The sequence below is a fragment of the Luteibacter sp. UNC138MFCol5.1 genome (assembly GCF_900110505.1).
Taxonomy (GTDB): Bacteria; Pseudomonadota; Gammaproteobacteria; order Xanthomonadales; family Rhodanobacteraceae; genus Luteibacter.
In genome coordinates this window covers 2499-18584 of record NZ_FODZ01000007.1, presented here as the reverse complement: position 1 = coordinate 18584, position 16086 = coordinate 2499, and the positions used below count along the sequence as shown (strand labels likewise).

16 protein-coding genes are annotated in these 16086 nt (G+C 68.6%); 5 read left to right on the top strand and 11 right to left on the bottom strand.

Translation table 11 applies throughout. The features are described from left to right. Positions 1-197 precede the first annotated feature (197 nt). Entirely contained in the window at positions 198-1196 is a 999-nt protein-coding gene (locus BMY69_RS17035) for an alpha/beta fold hydrolase (RefSeq protein WP_177191208.1), read from the top strand. Positions 1197-1254: 58 nt separating this feature from the next. Here BMY69_RS17035 and BMY69_RS17030 read toward each other — a convergent pair whose 3' ends face one another. The 10 genes from BMY69_RS17030 to BMY69_RS16985 form a co-directional block, all read right to left on the bottom strand. Then, the gene (locus tag BMY69_RS17030; RefSeq protein ID WP_090055400.1) at positions 1255-1740 is read right to left on the bottom strand and encodes a DUF4019 domain-containing protein; all 486 of its coding nucleotides are present in this window, start codon (positions 1738-1740) and stop codon (positions 1255-1257) included. Positions 1741-1963: 223 nt separating this feature from the next. Beyond that, a complete protein-coding gene (locus BMY69_RS17025) occupies positions 1964-2623 on the bottom strand; it encodes a UTRA domain-containing protein (protein WP_090055403.1) in 660 nt (219 codons plus the stop codon). 154 nt (positions 2624-2777) lie between these two features. Next, positions 2778-4253, bottom strand: coding sequence for an anthranilate synthase component I (gene trpE, locus BMY69_RS17020; RefSeq protein WP_090055406.1), 1476 nt, complete (start codon positions 4251-4253; stop codon positions 2778-2780). A gap of 234 nt (positions 4254-4487) precedes the next feature. Beyond that, entirely contained in the window at positions 4488-6485 is a 1998-nt protein-coding gene (locus tag BMY69_RS17015) for an ATP-binding protein (RefSeq protein ID WP_090180504.1), read from the bottom strand. Positions 6486-6609: 124 nt separating this feature from the next. Next, positions 6610-7299, bottom strand: a complete 690-nt coding sequence (pdsR, locus tag BMY69_RS17010) for a proteobacterial dedicated sortase system response regulator (RefSeq protein ID WP_090055412.1) — start codon at positions 7297-7299, stop codon at positions 6610-6612. 588 nt (positions 7300-7887) lie between these two features. Further along, positions 7888-8652, bottom strand: coding sequence for an SEL1-like repeat protein (locus BMY69_RS17005; protein WP_090180501.1), 765 nt, complete (start codon positions 8650-8652; stop codon positions 7888-7890). A 91-nt stretch (positions 8653-8743) separates the two neighbouring features. Then, positions 8744-9493: a hypothetical protein gene (locus BMY69_RS17000; protein ID WP_090180498.1), complete on the bottom strand. Its 750-nt coding sequence runs from the start codon at positions 9491-9493 to the stop codon at positions 8744-8746. A gap of 139 nt (positions 9494-9632) precedes the next feature. Then, a complete protein-coding gene (gene rpe, locus BMY69_RS16995) occupies positions 9633-10310 on the bottom strand; it encodes a ribulose-phosphate 3-epimerase (protein ID WP_090180495.1) in 678 nt (225 codons plus the stop codon). A gap of 166 nt (positions 10311-10476) precedes the next feature. Further along, positions 10477-11283 carry a co-chaperone DjlA gene (gene djlA, locus BMY69_RS16990; protein WP_090055424.1) on the bottom strand — a complete coding sequence of 269 codons (807 nt, stop codon included), beginning with the start codon at positions 11281-11283 and terminating at the stop codon, positions 10477-10479. Next, positions 11280-11591 (bottom strand): c-type cytochrome, encoded by a 312-nt coding sequence (locus BMY69_RS16985; protein WP_090055427.1) that lies wholly within the window; start codon positions 11589-11591, stop codon positions 11280-11282. The genes djlA and BMY69_RS16985 overlap by 4 nt, the downstream gene beginning before the upstream one ends. A 170-nt stretch (positions 11592-11761) precedes the next feature. Here BMY69_RS16985 and BMY69_RS16980 point away from each other — a divergent pair, with 170 nt between their 5' ends. The 4 genes from BMY69_RS16980 to BMY69_RS16965 all read left to right on the top strand — a co-directional run bounded on the left by BMY69_RS16980 (position 11762) and on the right by BMY69_RS16965 (position 13855). Continuing rightward, on the top strand, positions 11762-12658 hold the full coding sequence (locus BMY69_RS16980; protein WP_090180493.1) for a phosphoribosylaminoimidazolesuccinocarboxamide synthase: 897 nt from the start codon (positions 11762-11764) through the stop codon (positions 12656-12658). 35 nt (positions 12659-12693) lie between these two features. Beyond that, positions 12694-13161: an Mpo1 family 2-hydroxy fatty acid dioxygenase gene (locus BMY69_RS16975; RefSeq protein WP_090180490.1), complete on the top strand. Its 468-nt coding sequence runs from the start codon at positions 12694-12696 to the stop codon at positions 13159-13161. A 10-nt stretch (positions 13162-13171) separates the two neighbouring features. Next, positions 13172-13582, top strand: a complete 411-nt coding sequence (locus tag BMY69_RS16970; RefSeq protein WP_090055437.1) for a hypothetical protein — start codon at positions 13172-13174, stop codon at positions 13580-13582. A gap of 90 nt (positions 13583-13672) precedes the next feature. Further along, positions 13673-13855, top strand: a complete 183-nt coding sequence (locus BMY69_RS16965; protein WP_090055440.1) for a DUF2061 domain-containing protein — start codon at positions 13673-13675, stop codon at positions 13853-13855. Here the strand turns inward: BMY69_RS16965 and BMY69_RS16960 are convergent. Then, on the bottom strand, positions 13838-15952 hold the full coding sequence (locus tag BMY69_RS16960) for a beta-agarase (RefSeq protein WP_090180487.1): 2115 nt from the start codon (positions 15950-15952) through the stop codon (positions 13838-13840). The genes BMY69_RS16965 and BMY69_RS16960 overlap by 18 nt on opposite strands. Positions 15953-16086: the final 134 nt, after the last annotated feature.

Sequence of the window (16086 nt, the reverse complement as noted above, 5' to 3'; positions counted from 1 at the left end):
TTTCCATGCCCGGCGGTGCCCGCGTCGGTGGGGCGAGCTTGCCCGCTGCGCGGGATCGCCGATGCGATCGGCTCCCACCCTTCGGTAGGTCGGATTGGCTACCGGAGGGTGGGAGCCGATCGTATCGGCGATTCCTACGTGACGGAACGTTGCAGGCCTTGCGGTAGCCTGCACCGATGCCTCACCGGAGACTTCCGATGCTTCGCCCACTCGTCACCGCCCTGCTCCTCGCCGCCACCCTGCCCGCCCTCGCCGACGACGCTCCGAAGGCCGAAGCCCTCGGCGCGCGGCTCGAACGTGCCGAATATCCCTATCCTGTGTCGATGTTCCCGGTGAAGAGTCAGGGGCAGGCGCTGGAGATGGCGTACATGGACCTGAAGCCGGAACACCCGAACGGCCGGACGGCGGTGCTTCTGCATGGAAAGAATTTCTGCGGGCCGTATTGGGCGGCGACGGCCGAACACCTGCGTGCGAAGGGCTTCCGCGTGGTGATCCCCGATCAGGTGGGCTTCTGCAAATCGTCGAAGCCGCGCGGGTATCAGTACAGCTTTCACCAGCTCGCGGCGAACACGCACGACCTGCTGGCGAGCCTCGGCGTCGGCAAGGCGACGGTGGTCGCGCATTCGATGGGCGGGATGCTTGGCGCGCGGTATGCGCTGATGTATCCGCAGGGCGTGGAGAAACTCGTGCTCGTCGATCCGATCGGGCTTGAGGACTGGAAGGCTAAGGGCGTGCCCTGGCGCAGCGTCGACGCGTGGTACGCCAGCGAGCTGAAGACGTCGTACGCGAGCATCAAGGCGTATCAGCTGAAGAGCTACTACGACGGCAAGTGGAAGCCGGAGTACGACCGCTGGGCGCTCATGCAGGCGGGGATGTACGAAGGCGACGGGCGTGAGGCGTCCGCATGGGCCGGAGCGCTGACGTACGACATGATCTTTACCCAGCCGGTCGTGTACGAGTTTCCCGATATCCGCGTGCCGACGGCGTTGATCATCGGGCAGCGGGATCGCACGGCGATCGGCAAGGACGGCACGCCCGCCGATGTCGCGGCGAAGCTCGGGGATTATCCGACGCTCGGCAAGGAGGCCGCGTCGCGCATTCCCGGCGCGACGCTGGTGCCGCTGGACGGGCTGGGGCATTCGCCGATGATCGAGGCGCCGGAGCGGTTCTATCGGGCGCTGGATGGCGTGTTGTGACGGGATCGCGAGCACCCGTCGCGCGTGAACGCGCTCCCCCCCGAAGGTCGGTGGGCGATTACTGCGAGAGGCTGATCTCGCGTTGCACCGGGCGAATGACGTAGCCCACCGGGAGCCAGCCGCCGCTGCCGGGCGCGAGCGAGACGGTTTCGAAGATGACCGCGCGGGCATAGTGCGCGACGAAGATCACGTTGAGGTAATCGCCCGCGGGCAGGCCGGCGGGATCGCGCACGCGGGTGACTTCGAACCATTCGCGCCCGACGAGCGCCCCGCGATCGAGGCGGATCTTGCGCAGGTAGCGCACCCACTCCGCGCGGGGGACGAGCTTCTGCATCATCGCGCCGGCTTCGAGCCACATCGCGTCGGGCCGGCGCCCGTCGGACATGCGCACCCAATGCGTGGCGCAGCTGACCGCAAGGTCGAGGGAATTGGGCTGCGGCCCGAGCTTCGGCGCGTTGCTGATGCTCAGCAGCGAGGCATAGCCACTCGCGCCGCGGAAGGCGGGCGCAGGGGGCTTGCGCTTTGGCATCGGCACCGAGGACACGGGTCGCGCTCCGGGAGGGGTCGGGGACAGCTTCCGGCGGTCCGGCGCGGGTGCCAAGTCGGCCGGATGGGATACGCGGGTTGGTGGGGTGCGGCCAGGGTGCCCGCTGCCGCGGGAAATCGCCGATGCGATCGGCTCCCACCCCCTTCGGTAGGTGGGACTGGCTACCGGAGGGTGGGAGCCGATCGTATCGGCGATTCCTGCGAAGCGCGGCCCGCAGGTATCAACGACGGCCGAAGGCCAGCACCTCGTCGGTGTAGGTTTCGACCACCAGGCTGAAGGGCTGGTTGGTCTCGGTGTAGAGCACCGCGCGATGGCGGAGCACGTCGTGCGGGATCGCGAGGCGGGCGTCGCGTGCGGGCGGCAGCGGCGCGTCCATCTCCCAGCCGGTAGGCAGCGGGGACCACAGCAGCTCCGCGCTGATCGTCTGGCGACGGAAATGCAGCGCCTGGACGACCTTGCCGAACGGCTGGTCGGTGGTGTCGAGGATCTGGTTCATTTCCGGCGTGAGGCGCGCGGGCACGTACCAGTTGTCGGCTTCCGAGAGGACGCGCTCGCCGCAGGCGAGCTGCACGCGGCGGTAACGCACCGGTTCGTCCTTGCCGATCCCGAGCGTTTCGCGCGCGTCGTCCGGCAACGGCTTGTCCTGGCCCTTGATGCGATGCGCGACGATCTTCGCTTCCGGCGCCAGTCCATGGGCACCGCACCAGCGTTCGAGCGTGAGGGTCGCGCTGGGATGGCTGAGCAGATCCGCGTTGAACGACTGCAGCAGCGCCAGCACCTGCGTGCGGGAGGCGACGTCGTCCTTCCACGGTTCGCGCGCTTGCGCGGTGGCGGCGAGGACGGCGAGGGAGGTGGCGGCGATCAGGGTTCGGGTGGTCATGGTTGGCGATGCCTGTACCGGATTGTCTGGACGATGGTCTCGTAGGAGCGCGCCCTGCGCGCGACAGCTTCTCGCGAAGCGCCGCAGGACCTGTCGCGCACGGCCCCAAAAGATGTCGCGCGCAGGGCGCGCTCCTACGGGGTCGGTCGAATGATCAGAGGCCCTTGGCGGCCTGGGCCACCGCGCGGAACAGCGCGCGGCCCTTGTTCATGGTTTCTTCCCACTCGGCGCCGGGGTCGGAGTCGTAGACCACGCCGCCGCCGGCCTGCACGTGGAGGCGGCCGTCCTGGATGACGGCGGTGCGGATGGCGATCGCGGTATCCGCGTCGCCCCACCAGCCGAGCCAGCCGATCGCGCCGGCGTAGATGTTGCGCTTGAAGGGCTCGAGCTCCTGGATGATCTCCAGCGCGCGGATCTTCGGCGCGCCGCTGACCGTGCCGGCGGGGAACGTGGCCTTGATGACGTCCATGTAGCTGAGGTCGTCCTTGATGTCGCCTTCCACCTGCGACACGATGTGCATCACGTGCGAATAGCGCTCGACGACGAACGATTCCGAGAGCTCCACGCTGCCCGTCTGGCTCACGCGGCCCACATCGTTGCGCCCGAGGTCGATCAGCATGAGGTGCTCGGCGCGTTCCTTCGGATCGGCGAGCAGCTCGGTTTCCAGCGCGATGTCCTCGGCGTCGTCCTTGCCGCGACGACGCGTGCCGGCGATCGGGCGCAGCACCACGCGGCCGTTCTTCAGGCGCACGAGGATCTCCGGCGACGAACCGACGATCTGCGTCGCGCCGATGTCGATGAAATACATGTACGGCGACGGATTCGTGGCGCGCAGCGCGCGGTAGACATCGACGGGGCGTGCGTTGAAACCGATGCTCAGGCGCTGCGACGGCACCACCTGGAAGATGTCGCCGGCGCGGATGTATTCCTGCGCCTTGCGCACCACGTCCTCGTACTCCTCGCGCGTGAACGACGATTTGAAATCCGATTCGTCGAGCGCGGCTGGCTGGAGCATCTGCGGGTACGAGACGCCGGCCTGGCGCAGGCGGAAGGCGAGCGCGTCGAGGCGGCGCGAGGCTTCGGCGTACGCCTGCGGGCGTGACGGGTCGGCGTGGACGATGAGGTACAGGCGGCCCTTGAGGTTGTCGAACACCGCGACTTCGTCGGCGAGCATCAGCAGCACGTCGGGCGTGCCGAGTTCGTCGCGCTTGTCCCACTGGGCGAGGCGCTTTTCGATGTAGCCGATGGTCTCGAAGCCGAAGTAACCGACGAGTCCGCCGGTGAAGTCGGGCAGGCCCGGGAGCTTCGGCACGTCGTACTGCTTGCGCAGCGCTTCGATCTCCGCGAGGGGATCGTCGAGGTGGCGGCGTTCGACCACTTCGCCGCTCTCCTCCACTTCGAGCTCGTGCCCACGGAGGCGATACACGCGCCGGGCCGGCAGGCCGATGATGGAGTGACGTCCCCAGGTCGCGCCGCCTTCCACGGATTCGAAGAGGAATGTGTACGGGCCATCGGCGAGCTTGAGGTACACCGACAGCGGCGTGTCGAGGTCGGAGAAGACCTCGCGCACCAGCGGAATGCGGGTGTGGCCCTGCGCGGCGTAGGCGTCGAACTGTTCGCGGGAGATCATGGGGTCGTGGGGGCGACGTGTTGGGGTGAATCAGGGATTGTAACGGCGATCTGGCCCGCTGCCGCGGGATCGCCGATGCGATCGGCTCCTACCCCTTCGGTCGGTGAGTCCTTCGCGAGGGTGCCCGCTGCGCGGGATCGCCGATGCGATCGGCTCCTACCCCTTCGGTGGGTGGGACTGGCTACCGGAGGGTGGGAGCCGATCGTATCGGCGATCTCCTGCGCAGCGCGGCGTTCACGCCAGCCGCTGGCGGGGCATGCCCTTGAGGTGGAGGGTGAAAGCCACGCCGTCGTCGATATTTCTTGCGCTGGCGACACCCTGGTGGCGCTCGGCCACGAGGCGCACCACGTACAAGCCCAGGCCCAGGTGCGGGGCGTCGCCGGGGGTGGCCTTGTCGCGCAGGCTCACCAGCGAATCGAACAGGCGGCCCTGCATGGCGGCGGGCAGCGGCGGACCCTGGTTGGCCAGCTCGATGTCGGCGCCTTCGGGCGTGGGGCGGAGCGCGATGCGCATCCAGCCGCCGGGTGGCGTGAACGACAGCGCGTTGTCGAACAGCTTGTCCAGCGCCTGCGCGATGAGCTCGGGCGCGACATGCATGAAGACGGGTGTTGCGGGCATCTCGGCCGTGAGCTTCCGGTTGCCCGTGAGGTTGCGGTAGCCCTCGGCGCAGCCGCGGACGATGTCCGCGAGGTCGACGTCCTCGGCCTCGGCCGCGGCGATCGCGCGTTCCATGCGGCTGGCTTCGCTCATGGCGCGAACCAGCGCTCCGAGGCGCGCCACGCCGTCGCGTGCGCGGGCGAGGTAGGGCTCGGCTTCGGCGGGCAGGCCGGCGTGGTCGAGGTTGTCGAGCGAGGATTTGACGATCGCGAGCGGCGTGTTGAGCTCGTGCGAGAGCTTCGACGCGAGCGTGCGCAGGTAATCCGTATAGCCGCCCACCACCTCGAACAATCGCTCGAAGCTGCGCGCCAGGTCGCCGAGTTCGTCGGTGGCGTCGGTGAGCGGGAACGGGCCGTCGAGACGGCCGTCGTTGTCCTGCGCGCGCTCGGCGGCATTGCGCAGGCGGCGCAGGCGGATGGTGAGGCGCGTGGCGAAAAGGAGCAGCACGCCACCCGCGACGAGCAGCACGGCGAAGCTCGTCAGCAGCAGGCCGAACAGCGCGCGGTTCGCGAGCAGCGGCACGGCGCGGCTCGGTTGTTCGAGCAGCACCACGCCGTGCAGCTTGCCGCGCATCTGAATCGGCATCGCGGCGGCGAGCACGACGCTGCCGCGCGCTTCGCCCGCGCGCCACGCGGTGGCGGGTTTGCCTTGCAGGGCCTCGCGCACCTCGGGCAGATCGATGCGCGGCGCGTCTTCGGCCCAGGCGCTGTCGGCATCGAGCCGCGTGGCGAGCAGCGAGCGGTAGACGAGCGACGCGAACCATCCGGGGCGTTCGCTGTACGGAAGATCCGGCAGCTGCAGCTTGCCGCTCTGCGCCATCAGCCATGCGCCGTCCGAGAGCACGCGCACGCGGACGCCGTCGGGCGCGAGGCGTGCGATTTCCTGGGACAGCGCGGGCGAGAAGTCGAGCAACGGGCGACTTTCCGCGGTGAGCGGCTCGTGGTCGCCATCGGCGATGACATGGACGCCGAGGCCGAAGCGGTCGAGCCGCAGTCCGCGCGGCAGGCGGAACTCCGCGCGGAAGCCGCTGCCGTCTTCCTGCCATTGCGCGTTGATGCGGTCGGGCAGCACGCCGGCCTCGGCGTCGAGTGCGATCGCCGTGGTGGCGCCGGGCGCCGCGCTGGCGAGCAGATAGCGTTGCGCGTCGTCGCCGCTGCCGATGGCCACGATCAGGTGGTCGGCGTTGAGCGCGAGGCGGTCGGTCGCGTCGGCGCGGTGCCGCTGCGGCGCCCGGACGTCGATGAAGAAATAGAGCCAGTGGTCGTCCTCCGCGAGGATCACCCGCGCGTTGCGACCGAAGGTCTGCGCCCAGGGGCTGAGCGCGGCCAGGTCGTCGCCGTAGCCGTCGACGGCGATGGGGACGGCGGTGCGCTGCACGTACCACGCGGGGCCCGCGGGCGGCAGCGGCGCGTCGACCACGACGAGGCTGCGGGCCATCGCGCGCGCGGAGGCGACGAGCGCCTGCGCCTGGCCTTCGCGCAGGAGCGTTTCCATCTGGCGCACGTAGAGCCAGCCGGCGACCGGGAGGGCCAGCGTGCAGAGGGCGACGAGGAGGAGTTTCTGGCGGAGGGTCATGGGGAACCCGTAGGAGCGCGCCCTGCGCGCGACAGCTTCTCGCGAAGAGCCGCAGGACCTGTCGCGCACGGCTCCAGAAGATGTCGCGCGCAGGGCGCGCTCCTACCGAGGATGGTCGGGGGTGTCACGGGGTCCAGCGGTAGCCGACGCCGTGCACGGTTTCGATCGCGTCGAAATCGGGCGCCAGCGCGACGAACTTCTTGCGGATGCGCTTGATGTGCGAGGTGATCGTGGCGTCGTCGACCACGAGCTCCGCTTCGCGCATGAGCTGGTCGCGATTCTTCACGTGGCCGGGGAAACGCACGAGGGTGTGCACCATCCAGAACTCGGTGACGGTGAGCGGGATCTCGATGCCGTTCCACAGCACGCGCATGCGTTCGGATTCCAGCTTCAGCGGCCCGTGCTCGATCACGGTCTCCGACGCCGTCGGCGTCTTCAGCGACTCGATGCGACGGAACAGCGCCGCGATGCGCGCGGCGAGCTGATGGAGGCTGGTGTCCTTCGAGAGGTAGTCGTCGGCGCCGAGGCGCAGGCCCGAGATCACGTCGAAATCGGAATCGCGCGCCGTGAGGAAGATGATCGGCAAGGTGGCCGACTTCGCGCGCAGCTCGCGGCACAGGTCGAAACCGCCTTCCGGCTCGTCGCCGAGGCCGATGTCGATGATCACCAGCTCGGGCAGGCGCATGGCGAACGCGTTGGACGCCTCGCCGCGCGATCCATAGCCGCGCGCCTCGTAACCGAAACGGTTCAGCGCCTCGACGTAATTCGCGCGGATCAGGGGTTCGTCTTCGACGATGGCGATACTGCGGGCCATGGGGCGCTTCCGGTGAGTGGATCGGACTGCGCGCAGGGTGCTATGCGGCCGCCCCATCTGCAAGGCCCGTGCCCGATTTGCCCGCGTTTCGCCCCGTGGCGCGCCGGGTCCGGGCCGCGTCCGCCACGTCACGAAAACTTTGCCATCCATTTGCCATAAACCGTCTGCGGAATGCCCTACAGGGGACGTTCCTGCCGCCGTCATCGGCGTTCAACTGTCCATGACGGCGCACCGACCGGCGCCGGAGGAGAACCCATGAAGACCAAACCCGACGCCGACAACACCGAACTCGATCGCGACTTCGAGCCCCTGCGCGTGGCCCTCGCCCTTGGCGCCCTGGCTCTTGGCCTGCTCTTCGGCATGCATTGACGGAGGAAGCTCATGGATCTCTTCGACGACTTCGTGGAACCGGCCATGGAAGGTCATGGCGCGGCTGGCGCGCACGGAAGCGCGCCAGTCGCCGGGGCGGCGGAACCCGACCCGAACTGGCAGCCGGTCTGACCGGTCACCCTTTCCCCCTGAGACGCTCCTGACGGAGCCTCCCTTCACTCCCCCAGCCGCCTGGCCGGGGGAGCTTTTTGTCGCGCGTCACCGCGGCGCCCTGACCGCACCTGCCACCTGGCCGATCGCCACGTAGCCCGGCTGCACCTCGCCGACCGTCACCGTGCCGACCATGCCGCGGAAGTACTCGTCGGCGTCGTTCTTGATCATCTTCCCGACGGAGTAGCCCGAGACACCGCCGATGCGCGAGGTGTCGGTGCCGTCCCCGAACTGGCCGGTCGGGTCGCCTGGCGGGGTGAGGCCCGCGATGAAGACGGAGCCGCCGAAGAACGAGGCGGCCTCGATCATGCGCATCTCCGACTGGTAACGACGGTGGGCGCGGACGCCCGCGCTGGTGTCGGCGTAGTTTTCGCGCAGATCCTTCCAGTACACGTTCGCCTGGGCGCGTTCCTCGGCCGTGCTTTCGAGATACGCGCGGGCGAAGGCTGCTTCGTACGTCGGATCGTGGCGCTCGGCCGCGATGGCGAGCCAGGCGATGCCGAGCGGACGGTTCACCCTGCCCTCGTCGCCGTTGTAGTACATGAGGCCCAGGATGTACTGCGCCGGTTTGCTGGCCCAGTAGGCAGCGTCGCGCAGGCGCTCGGCGGCGAGGTTGTTGTGGCCTTTGCCGAAATCGCGGACCGCGGCGCAGAAATAGTATTCACCCGGGAGGAGCCGCTCGAGGCCGGTGGCGCAGTAACGCACGGTCTGGCGGATCACGTCCTTGGGATTCGAGGGAGATGCCTCGCCGGCGATCGCGCCAGCGGCGAAGACGGTGCAGAGCAGGGATAACGCGATACGCCTTACCGACATGATGTCCTTCTCCCGTGGTCGTGTTTCCGTGGGTGGGTAGGAGGCGGCTCCTCGCGAGAAGATGTCCCGCGCAGGGCGCGCTCCTACCGGGTCAGTCGCTGGAGGGTTTCGGCGTGCGGGCCGCGATGGTGCCGATGGGTACGAGTTCGGCGTCGCCCACGAAGACGTGGCTGTTGTAGCCGTAGAAGTAGATGGCCTTCTGACTCTGCAGCAGGCGGCCGAGCGAGAAGCCGCTCTGCAACGGTGCGTCCTCGGCGAAGCCGTAACCGTAGGGGATCGTCACGCCGTCGATGAAGACGCTGCCGCCGAAGTTGGTGGCCCAGGCGATCTGCTGGTACTCGCGATCGAAGCGGCGCTCCGCGCGGGGAGCGGCGACGGCGTCCGCGTAGGTTTCCTTCAGCTCCTGCCAGTACGCATTGGCCTGCGCACGCTCTTCGGGCGTGACCTGCTGGAAGGCGGAGATGAACGCGGGCTCGTAGGACGGATCGTGACGCTCCGCCGCGAGCGCCAGCCAGGCGAGTCCGAGCGGACGGTTGCGCTGCGCGTGGTCGCCGTTGAAGTACATGACGCCGAGCGCGTACTGCGCGGGCTTGCTGGCCCAGCGCGCGGCATCCTTGAGGCTTTCGCGGGCGAGGCCTTCGTGCCCGCTCCAGTAGCTGCGAGCCGCGGAGCAGAAGTAGTAATCGCCCGGGAGGAAGCGCTCGAGTCCGCCGGGGCACGGCATCAGCGATTTCGCGACGACGTCTTTCTGATCGGGCAAGGGCTGCGGACGCTGTCCGGCGAGGGCCGCCATCGGCGTGGCCAGAACGAGGAGCAAGGCAAGAACGGACGACGACTTCATCAGCGTATCCTCCATGGGCTCACCCGAGAGCAGAGTTTACAGTACTACAGAGTTTGCTTTTTGCTCGTGAAATCTTGTTTAGCTGGCGGGTGGCGGCGGCAGAGCATCGGGGCCTGCCGCGCGCGGCCTTGAGACTGCGTCAGGAGTTCTTTTCGATCGCGGCGTGCATGCGGCGGATGACGTCCGCGTAGTCGGGGGCGCCGAAGATGGCGGAGCCGGCGACGAAGGTGTCGGCGCCCGCGGCGGCGATCTGGCCGATGTTGTCGGCGTTCACGCCGCCATCCACTTCGAGGCGGATGTCGCGGCCGCTGGCGTCGATGCGCTCGCGGACGTGGCGGATCTTGTCGATCGCGGTCGGGATGAACTTCTGCCCGCCGAAGCCCGGATTCACCGACATGATGAGCACCATGTCGATCTTGTCCATCACGTAGTCGAGCCACGAGAGCGGCGTGGCCGGGTTGAACACGAGGCCGGCCTCGCAGCCTTCGTCCTTGATCAGCTGGATGGTGCGGTCGACGTGTTCGGTGGCTTCCGGGTGGAAGCTGATGCTGCGGGCGCCCGCCTTCGCGAAGTCCGGAACGATGCGGTCCACCGGCTTGACCATCAGGTGCACGTCGATGTGCTCGGTGATGCCGAAGTCGCGCAATGCCTTGAGCACCATCGGACCGATGGTGAGGTTGGGCACGTAGTGGTTGTCCATCACGTCGAAGTGCACCCACTGCGCGCCGGCGTCGAGCACCTTGCGCGTGGATTCGCCGAGGCGGGCGAAATCGGCGGAGAGGATGGACGGGGCGATGACGGGGGACTGCTTGGCCATGGTGGGTACCGGGTTCGGGCGGCGGAACATTAAGGGTAACGCGTCGGGCGGCTGTCGACGCGGACGAATCGGTCGCCGCGGCCTCTTTCGTATTAGCGCGTCCGCGCGCGCGAGCCTGGGCCCTGTTGCACTCGGCCTCAAAAGCTGTCGCGCGCAGGGCGCGCTCCTACTTGAAGCCTCTCTCCGCCTTGACGCGCTCGTAGGCCGCGTTGATTTCGCTGGCGCGGGCTTCGGCGCGGCGGCGCATGTCTTCGGGCAGATCGCCGAGGCGGTCGGGGTGGTGTTCGGAGATGAGCTTGCGGTACGCGCGCTTGATGGCGCGGTCGTCGGCATCGCGCTGGATGCCGAGCACGGCGTAGGGATCGGGGCCCTGCGGGTTGCGCTGCGGGGGCACGTAGCCGCCGCCATTCGCGCGGCCGCCACCGTAGGAGCGGCCACCGGCGCTGGCGTTCCAGGCGTAGCCCTTCATCGCCATGAGCGCCATCAGCTCCATGTCGCTGACGCGCAGCGCGAAGGCGAGCTGGCGCAGGATGGCCATCTTCTCCGGGGACGGCTGGCCTTCGGCGAGCACCGTCTCGATCACCACGTCGATCACGGGGAACGCGTGATCGCGACGGTGGCCGACCCACTGGCGCAGTTCGTCGATCACGGCCGCGGCGTCGAATTCGGGCTGCTTGCCTTCGTTGAACGCTTCGATAGCGACGCGGCGGGCATCCTGGTCGAGGCCCATGCGCGCCATGAGCCGTTCGGCGATGGCGATCTCGGCTTCGGACACGCGGCCGTCGGCCTTGGCGACCGCGCCGATCAACGCGAACAGCGGCGCGACGTAGCCGCCCTGGGTCGGGGTGCGCTGGCGCTGCTGACGGCTGGCGTCGAACATGAAGCCGAGGATGCCGCCGACGAGCGCGCCGAGCAGGTTGTGCGTCACCGACATGCCGATGACGGCGCCGATGAGTGTGGCGGTGAAATTCATGGGGCGGCCCGGGGCGGGGTCAGGGCGGAGTACCACTGGGCGAGCTGGTCGAGCTCCGCGTCGGTGAGGGGTCCGGTCGCCGCGCGCATCACGGGGATGTCGCGGCGGCCGTCGCGATACTGGCGCAGCGCTTCGCGCAGGTAGTCGAGTTTCTGCCCGGCGAGGTTGGGCGCGCCGGGGATCTTCGCCACGCCGTCCTCGCCGTGGCAGGCCGCGCACAGTCCGAGGCGCGCCGGCTTCGCAGGCGGTGCGGCGAGGACAGGGACGGAAAGGGCCAGGGCGATTGCCGCGGTCGTGAGGATGCGCATGGGCGAGCTATGGGGGCGTTGATCGGGAATTCTAGCAGGGTGGTGAGCCTGGGCCCGCTGGCGCGGGATCGCCGATACGATCGGCTCCCACCCTTCGGTAGGCGGGACGCCGACCGTTCGCGGCGACACCGCTACAATGGGCGGATTCCCCGCCTCACCGGAGCTTTGCCGTGCCCACCACCCTTTCGCAATCCGACCTGCCGGGCCTGGAGCTCATCCACCGCGGCAAGGTGCGCGACGTCTACGCCCTGCCCGGCAACCGCCTGCTGATGGTGGCGACGGACCGGCTGTCGGCGTTCGACGTGGTGCTGCCCGATCCGATTCCGGGCAAGGGCGAGATGCTGACGCAGATCTCCAACTTCTGGTTCGACAAGACGAAGCACATCATCCCGAACCATCTGACGGGCGAGGACGTGGCCTTGGTGCTTCCCGCGGGCGTCGACCCGGCGCTGTACGCGAAGCGCGCCGTGATCACGAAACGTCTCAAGCCGGTGCCGGTGGAAGCCATCGCGCGCGGCTACCTCATCGGTTCGGGCTGGAAGGACTACCAGGCCACCGGCGCGCTCTGCGGCATCACGCTGCCGCCCGGTCTGCAGCAGGCGGAAAAGCTGCCGGAGCCGATCTTCACGCCGTCGACGAAGGCGGCCGTGGGCGACCACGACGAGAACGTGAGCTTCGACAGCGTGGTGGCGGCCGTGGGCGCCGATCTGGCGAACGCCGTGCGCGACGCCACGCTCGAGATCTACCGCTTCGCGGCGGAATACGCGGCGAAGCGCGGCATCATCGTTGCGGACACCAAGTTCGAATTCGGCACGGACGAGAACGGCGTGCTGCACATCATGGACGAGATGCTCACCCCGGATTCCTCACGGTTCTGGCCCGCCGACGACTACCAGGTGGGCATCAGCCCGCCCAGCTACGACAAGCAGTTCGTCCGCGATTACCTGGAGCAGATCGGCTGGAACAAGACGCCGCCCGCGCCGAAGGTGCCCGCCGACGTCATCGGCGGCACCGCCGAGAAGTACGCCGAGGCGCTCGACAAGCTGGCCGGCATCCGACTGGACTAAGCTTGGCGGAACGAAGGCAGCACGGAGGGGAAGCCATGCGCGACGCAGCCACCTGGTTCGGCAACTACAGCCGCGACCACCAGAACGCCACCAATCGCCTGATCCACTGGATCTGCGTGCCGGCGATCACCTGGACGGTGGTCGCCTTCGTCTGGCTGATCCCCGTGCCCGGCTGGCTCGGCCGGCCCGGGTTCTGGGCCGTGCTCGCCATGTTCCTGGCCTTCTGCTTCTACTATTTCCGCCTGTCGCGGCGCATCGGCCTGGCCATGGCCGGGGCGTTCATCGTGCTGGCGCTGTTCACCGACATGCTCTATCGCTCCATCGGCAGCGGCGGCCTGCTCTGGCTGGCCATCGTGGTGTTCGTGGTGGCGTGGATCGGGCAATTCATCGGGCACCGGATCGAAGGCCGCCGGCCCTCCTTCCTCACCGACCTCCAGTACCTGCTGATCGGCCCCGCGTGGCTGATGAGCAAGGCCCTCGGCCGGTTCGGCCCGTCCTACTGAACGACCCGACGTGACCCAGACCCTCCTGACCCTGCTTTCCGCCGCGATCTGGTGGGTGATCTATTCGAGCGCCGCCGCCGTCGTCCCCGCCGTCATCGGCTGGTTCGCCCTGCGCTGGCTCGAACGGGTGCCCGTGGTGTTTAACCGTGTCTACCTGGCCAGCCTGCTGTGGATGCTGCTGGCGGTGCTCACGGGCGGTCTGGTGATCGCCGCGCAGCATGGGCAGGCCGTGGGCCAGTCCGTCTTCGCCCTGCCCTGGATGCGCGCCGCGCTGGTGCTGGACATGCTCGCCGGCGTCTGGCTGATCTGGCGGCTCGTGCCGCGCGTCGACGCCCGCCGCGTGAAGCCGACCAGCGCCTGCATGGTGGTGGCCCTGGTGATGGTGGTGGCCATGATCGGCGGCACCGCGCTGCACCGATAGCGCCGGACTATCGGCACCATTCGGAAGAACCATTGGACTCGGGGGACGCCGACCCCATAATGAGAGTCATTCGTATTGAGGTGACTCGCCATGGCCCGCAAGATCAAGTTCGCCGCGACGCACTTCAGCATCGCGTTTTCCATGAGTTACGCCGTGAACCAGAACGTCGCGATCAGCACGATCGTCGGCATCGCCGAGCCCATCGCGTTCGCGTTGGGTCGGGACATGTCCCGCGGCGACAAAGGCGGCCTTCGCCTATCGGCCGCCGCCTGACCCACCGCCCGCGCGGGCGTTGGTGTCGGTCACGGAGCGCGTGAAACCCTCGAACGGAATGTCGGTGATGCCGACCAGCCCGATGTGCGCGTTCTCGCCGTCCAGCACACGCCCCGTCACCGGCTGATCGACGTACTGGAACCAGTGCGTGCCGACGAGGATGCCCGACGCCATGGCGGCATCGACGAAGCGCGCATAGGCCTTGCCGCGCTCCTCTTCACTGGCCACCGCGGCGACGCCGTTGCCGAACGGGCCGCGATCCGACGAGCCGAAGTGGAACTCGGTGATCATCGCGGGCTTGTCGTAGCGGCGGAACGCGGCGATGTCGAAGCCATGTTCGGGCACGTCGGTGTACGTGTTGATGCTGGTGACGTCGGCATACCGAGCGCTCGCTTCCTCCACTTCGGGCGTGCGCACGGCGAGGCGTCCGCCGAGAAAGAGGTGATGCGGATCGGCCTTCTTCAGTGACGTCGCGACCGTCTCGAAGTACTTCCCTGCGTAGAGCTTCAGGAAGGCGATGTCGTCGGCCGCGATCGCCGGGTGTGCTTCGTTCGGATCCGGCGCCTTGAACCCGCTCGCCGCGACCTGATCCCACGACGTGACCGCGACGCCCCACGCCTTCGCGAAGGCGGCCGCGTCGCCATGGGTTTTCTTCAGGTAAGCGAGGAAGGCCTGTTTCGCGGGGCTTTCCGGACCCTGCGCGAGGCTTCCGGCCGCCAGCGCCCAGCGGCCTTGCGGCCCCTGCCCCGCCCACGCGAGTTCGTTGTCGGCGAAGTAGCCGAGCAGCCAGGGATCGTCGCGCACGCCCTTCGTCGCCTTCGCCACGGCGGCGTCGGTCGCCGCGGCGAACTTCGGATCGAAGGGATCGGGCATGCGGCCCCAGTAATCGAAGCCGGTGGCGACGGTGTTGTAGCTGCCGACGATCAGGATGGGCACGGTGTACGCGATGCGGTGGTCGCCGGCGAACGCGGGATCGCTCCAGTTGCCGAGCGTGTTGAAGCGCCAGCGCTTCAGGCGGTCGACCGTGCGCCGACGCCACGCGGCGTTCGCATCGTCGCCGAGGGAACGGGCGACGTTGGCGGCATAGATGTCCCACCACAGGCCGTGGTTCATGCCGATGTCGCGTTGCGAGCCCTGGTCGCTGCGGCTGTCTGCACTACCGGTATGCGGGGCGCCCGCTTTCGGCGGCGCGGTGAACATGAACTCGCGGCCCTGCACGTACGTGCGTCCGTCGGTGAGGTTCACGGCGTTGACGCCGAGTGAGAAGAAGGCATGGCCTTCGGGGGTCACGAGCCACCAGCGATCGCCCTGCTTCTGGGTGCGGAACCAGCCGGTCGCCTGCATGGCGGGAAGGTCGGTGCGGCCGCCATAGCGATCGAGATTCGCCGCGGGTGTCGCGGCGGACGCCGCGTTCGCACGCTGTTTCAATGCGGCGTCGTCGGCGATCTTCTCCGGCCAGGTCGCGCGGGTGAACTGACCGTAGCGGTCGACGATGCCGGTATATGCGCGGCGCAGATCGTCGTCGCCCGCGATGTCGTCGAGCGTGCCGAAGAGCAGCGTCTGCGGCGCGCCGGGCTGCGGCATGGAGAACGTCACGCGCGTGATCGCGTTCGCGTCGATGGCGCCGTCGACGTTGGTGGCGACGAGGCGCCGGGTGGTGCCGTCGTCGAATGGCATCGGCGGACCGGCGTGCATGCCGAAGGCGCGCGGCGAGGTGGCGTGCAGCGGAAGCGACAGCGTCTGCGGCGGGCCCGGTGGCAGGCCGACGGTCGCCGTGAGGTGTTTGTCGTCGGATGCGACGTCGATCGTCAGCGTCACGGGCCACGGCATGCCGTTCTGCACGCGCAGACGCATCGTGCCGTTCGCGGGCCAGTGCCAGGCGCCCTGCGCCGGCGTGAGCGTCAGCGCGGGGCTGGGTGACGGGTTGAAGGTGGCGGCGACGAGAGGCTCGCCGGTGGCGGTCTTGCGGATCGTGGGGTCGAGCGTCGCGTTGGTCGTCGCGACGCGCAGCGTGGCGTCGGGACGCGCGAGGTCGATCGCGTTCGCCTGGGCGGTGCCTACGAAGCTGCCGATGACGAGCAAGATGAAGGTGCGCATGTGCGGACTGTCGCATGGCGCGGGTGAACCGTCACTCGATGCGAGTGGCGGCTGCCCGCTTCGGTTGGTGGTGTTCGCGAGGGTGCCCGCTGCCGCGGGATCGCCGATGCGATCGGCTCCCACCCTTCGGTAGG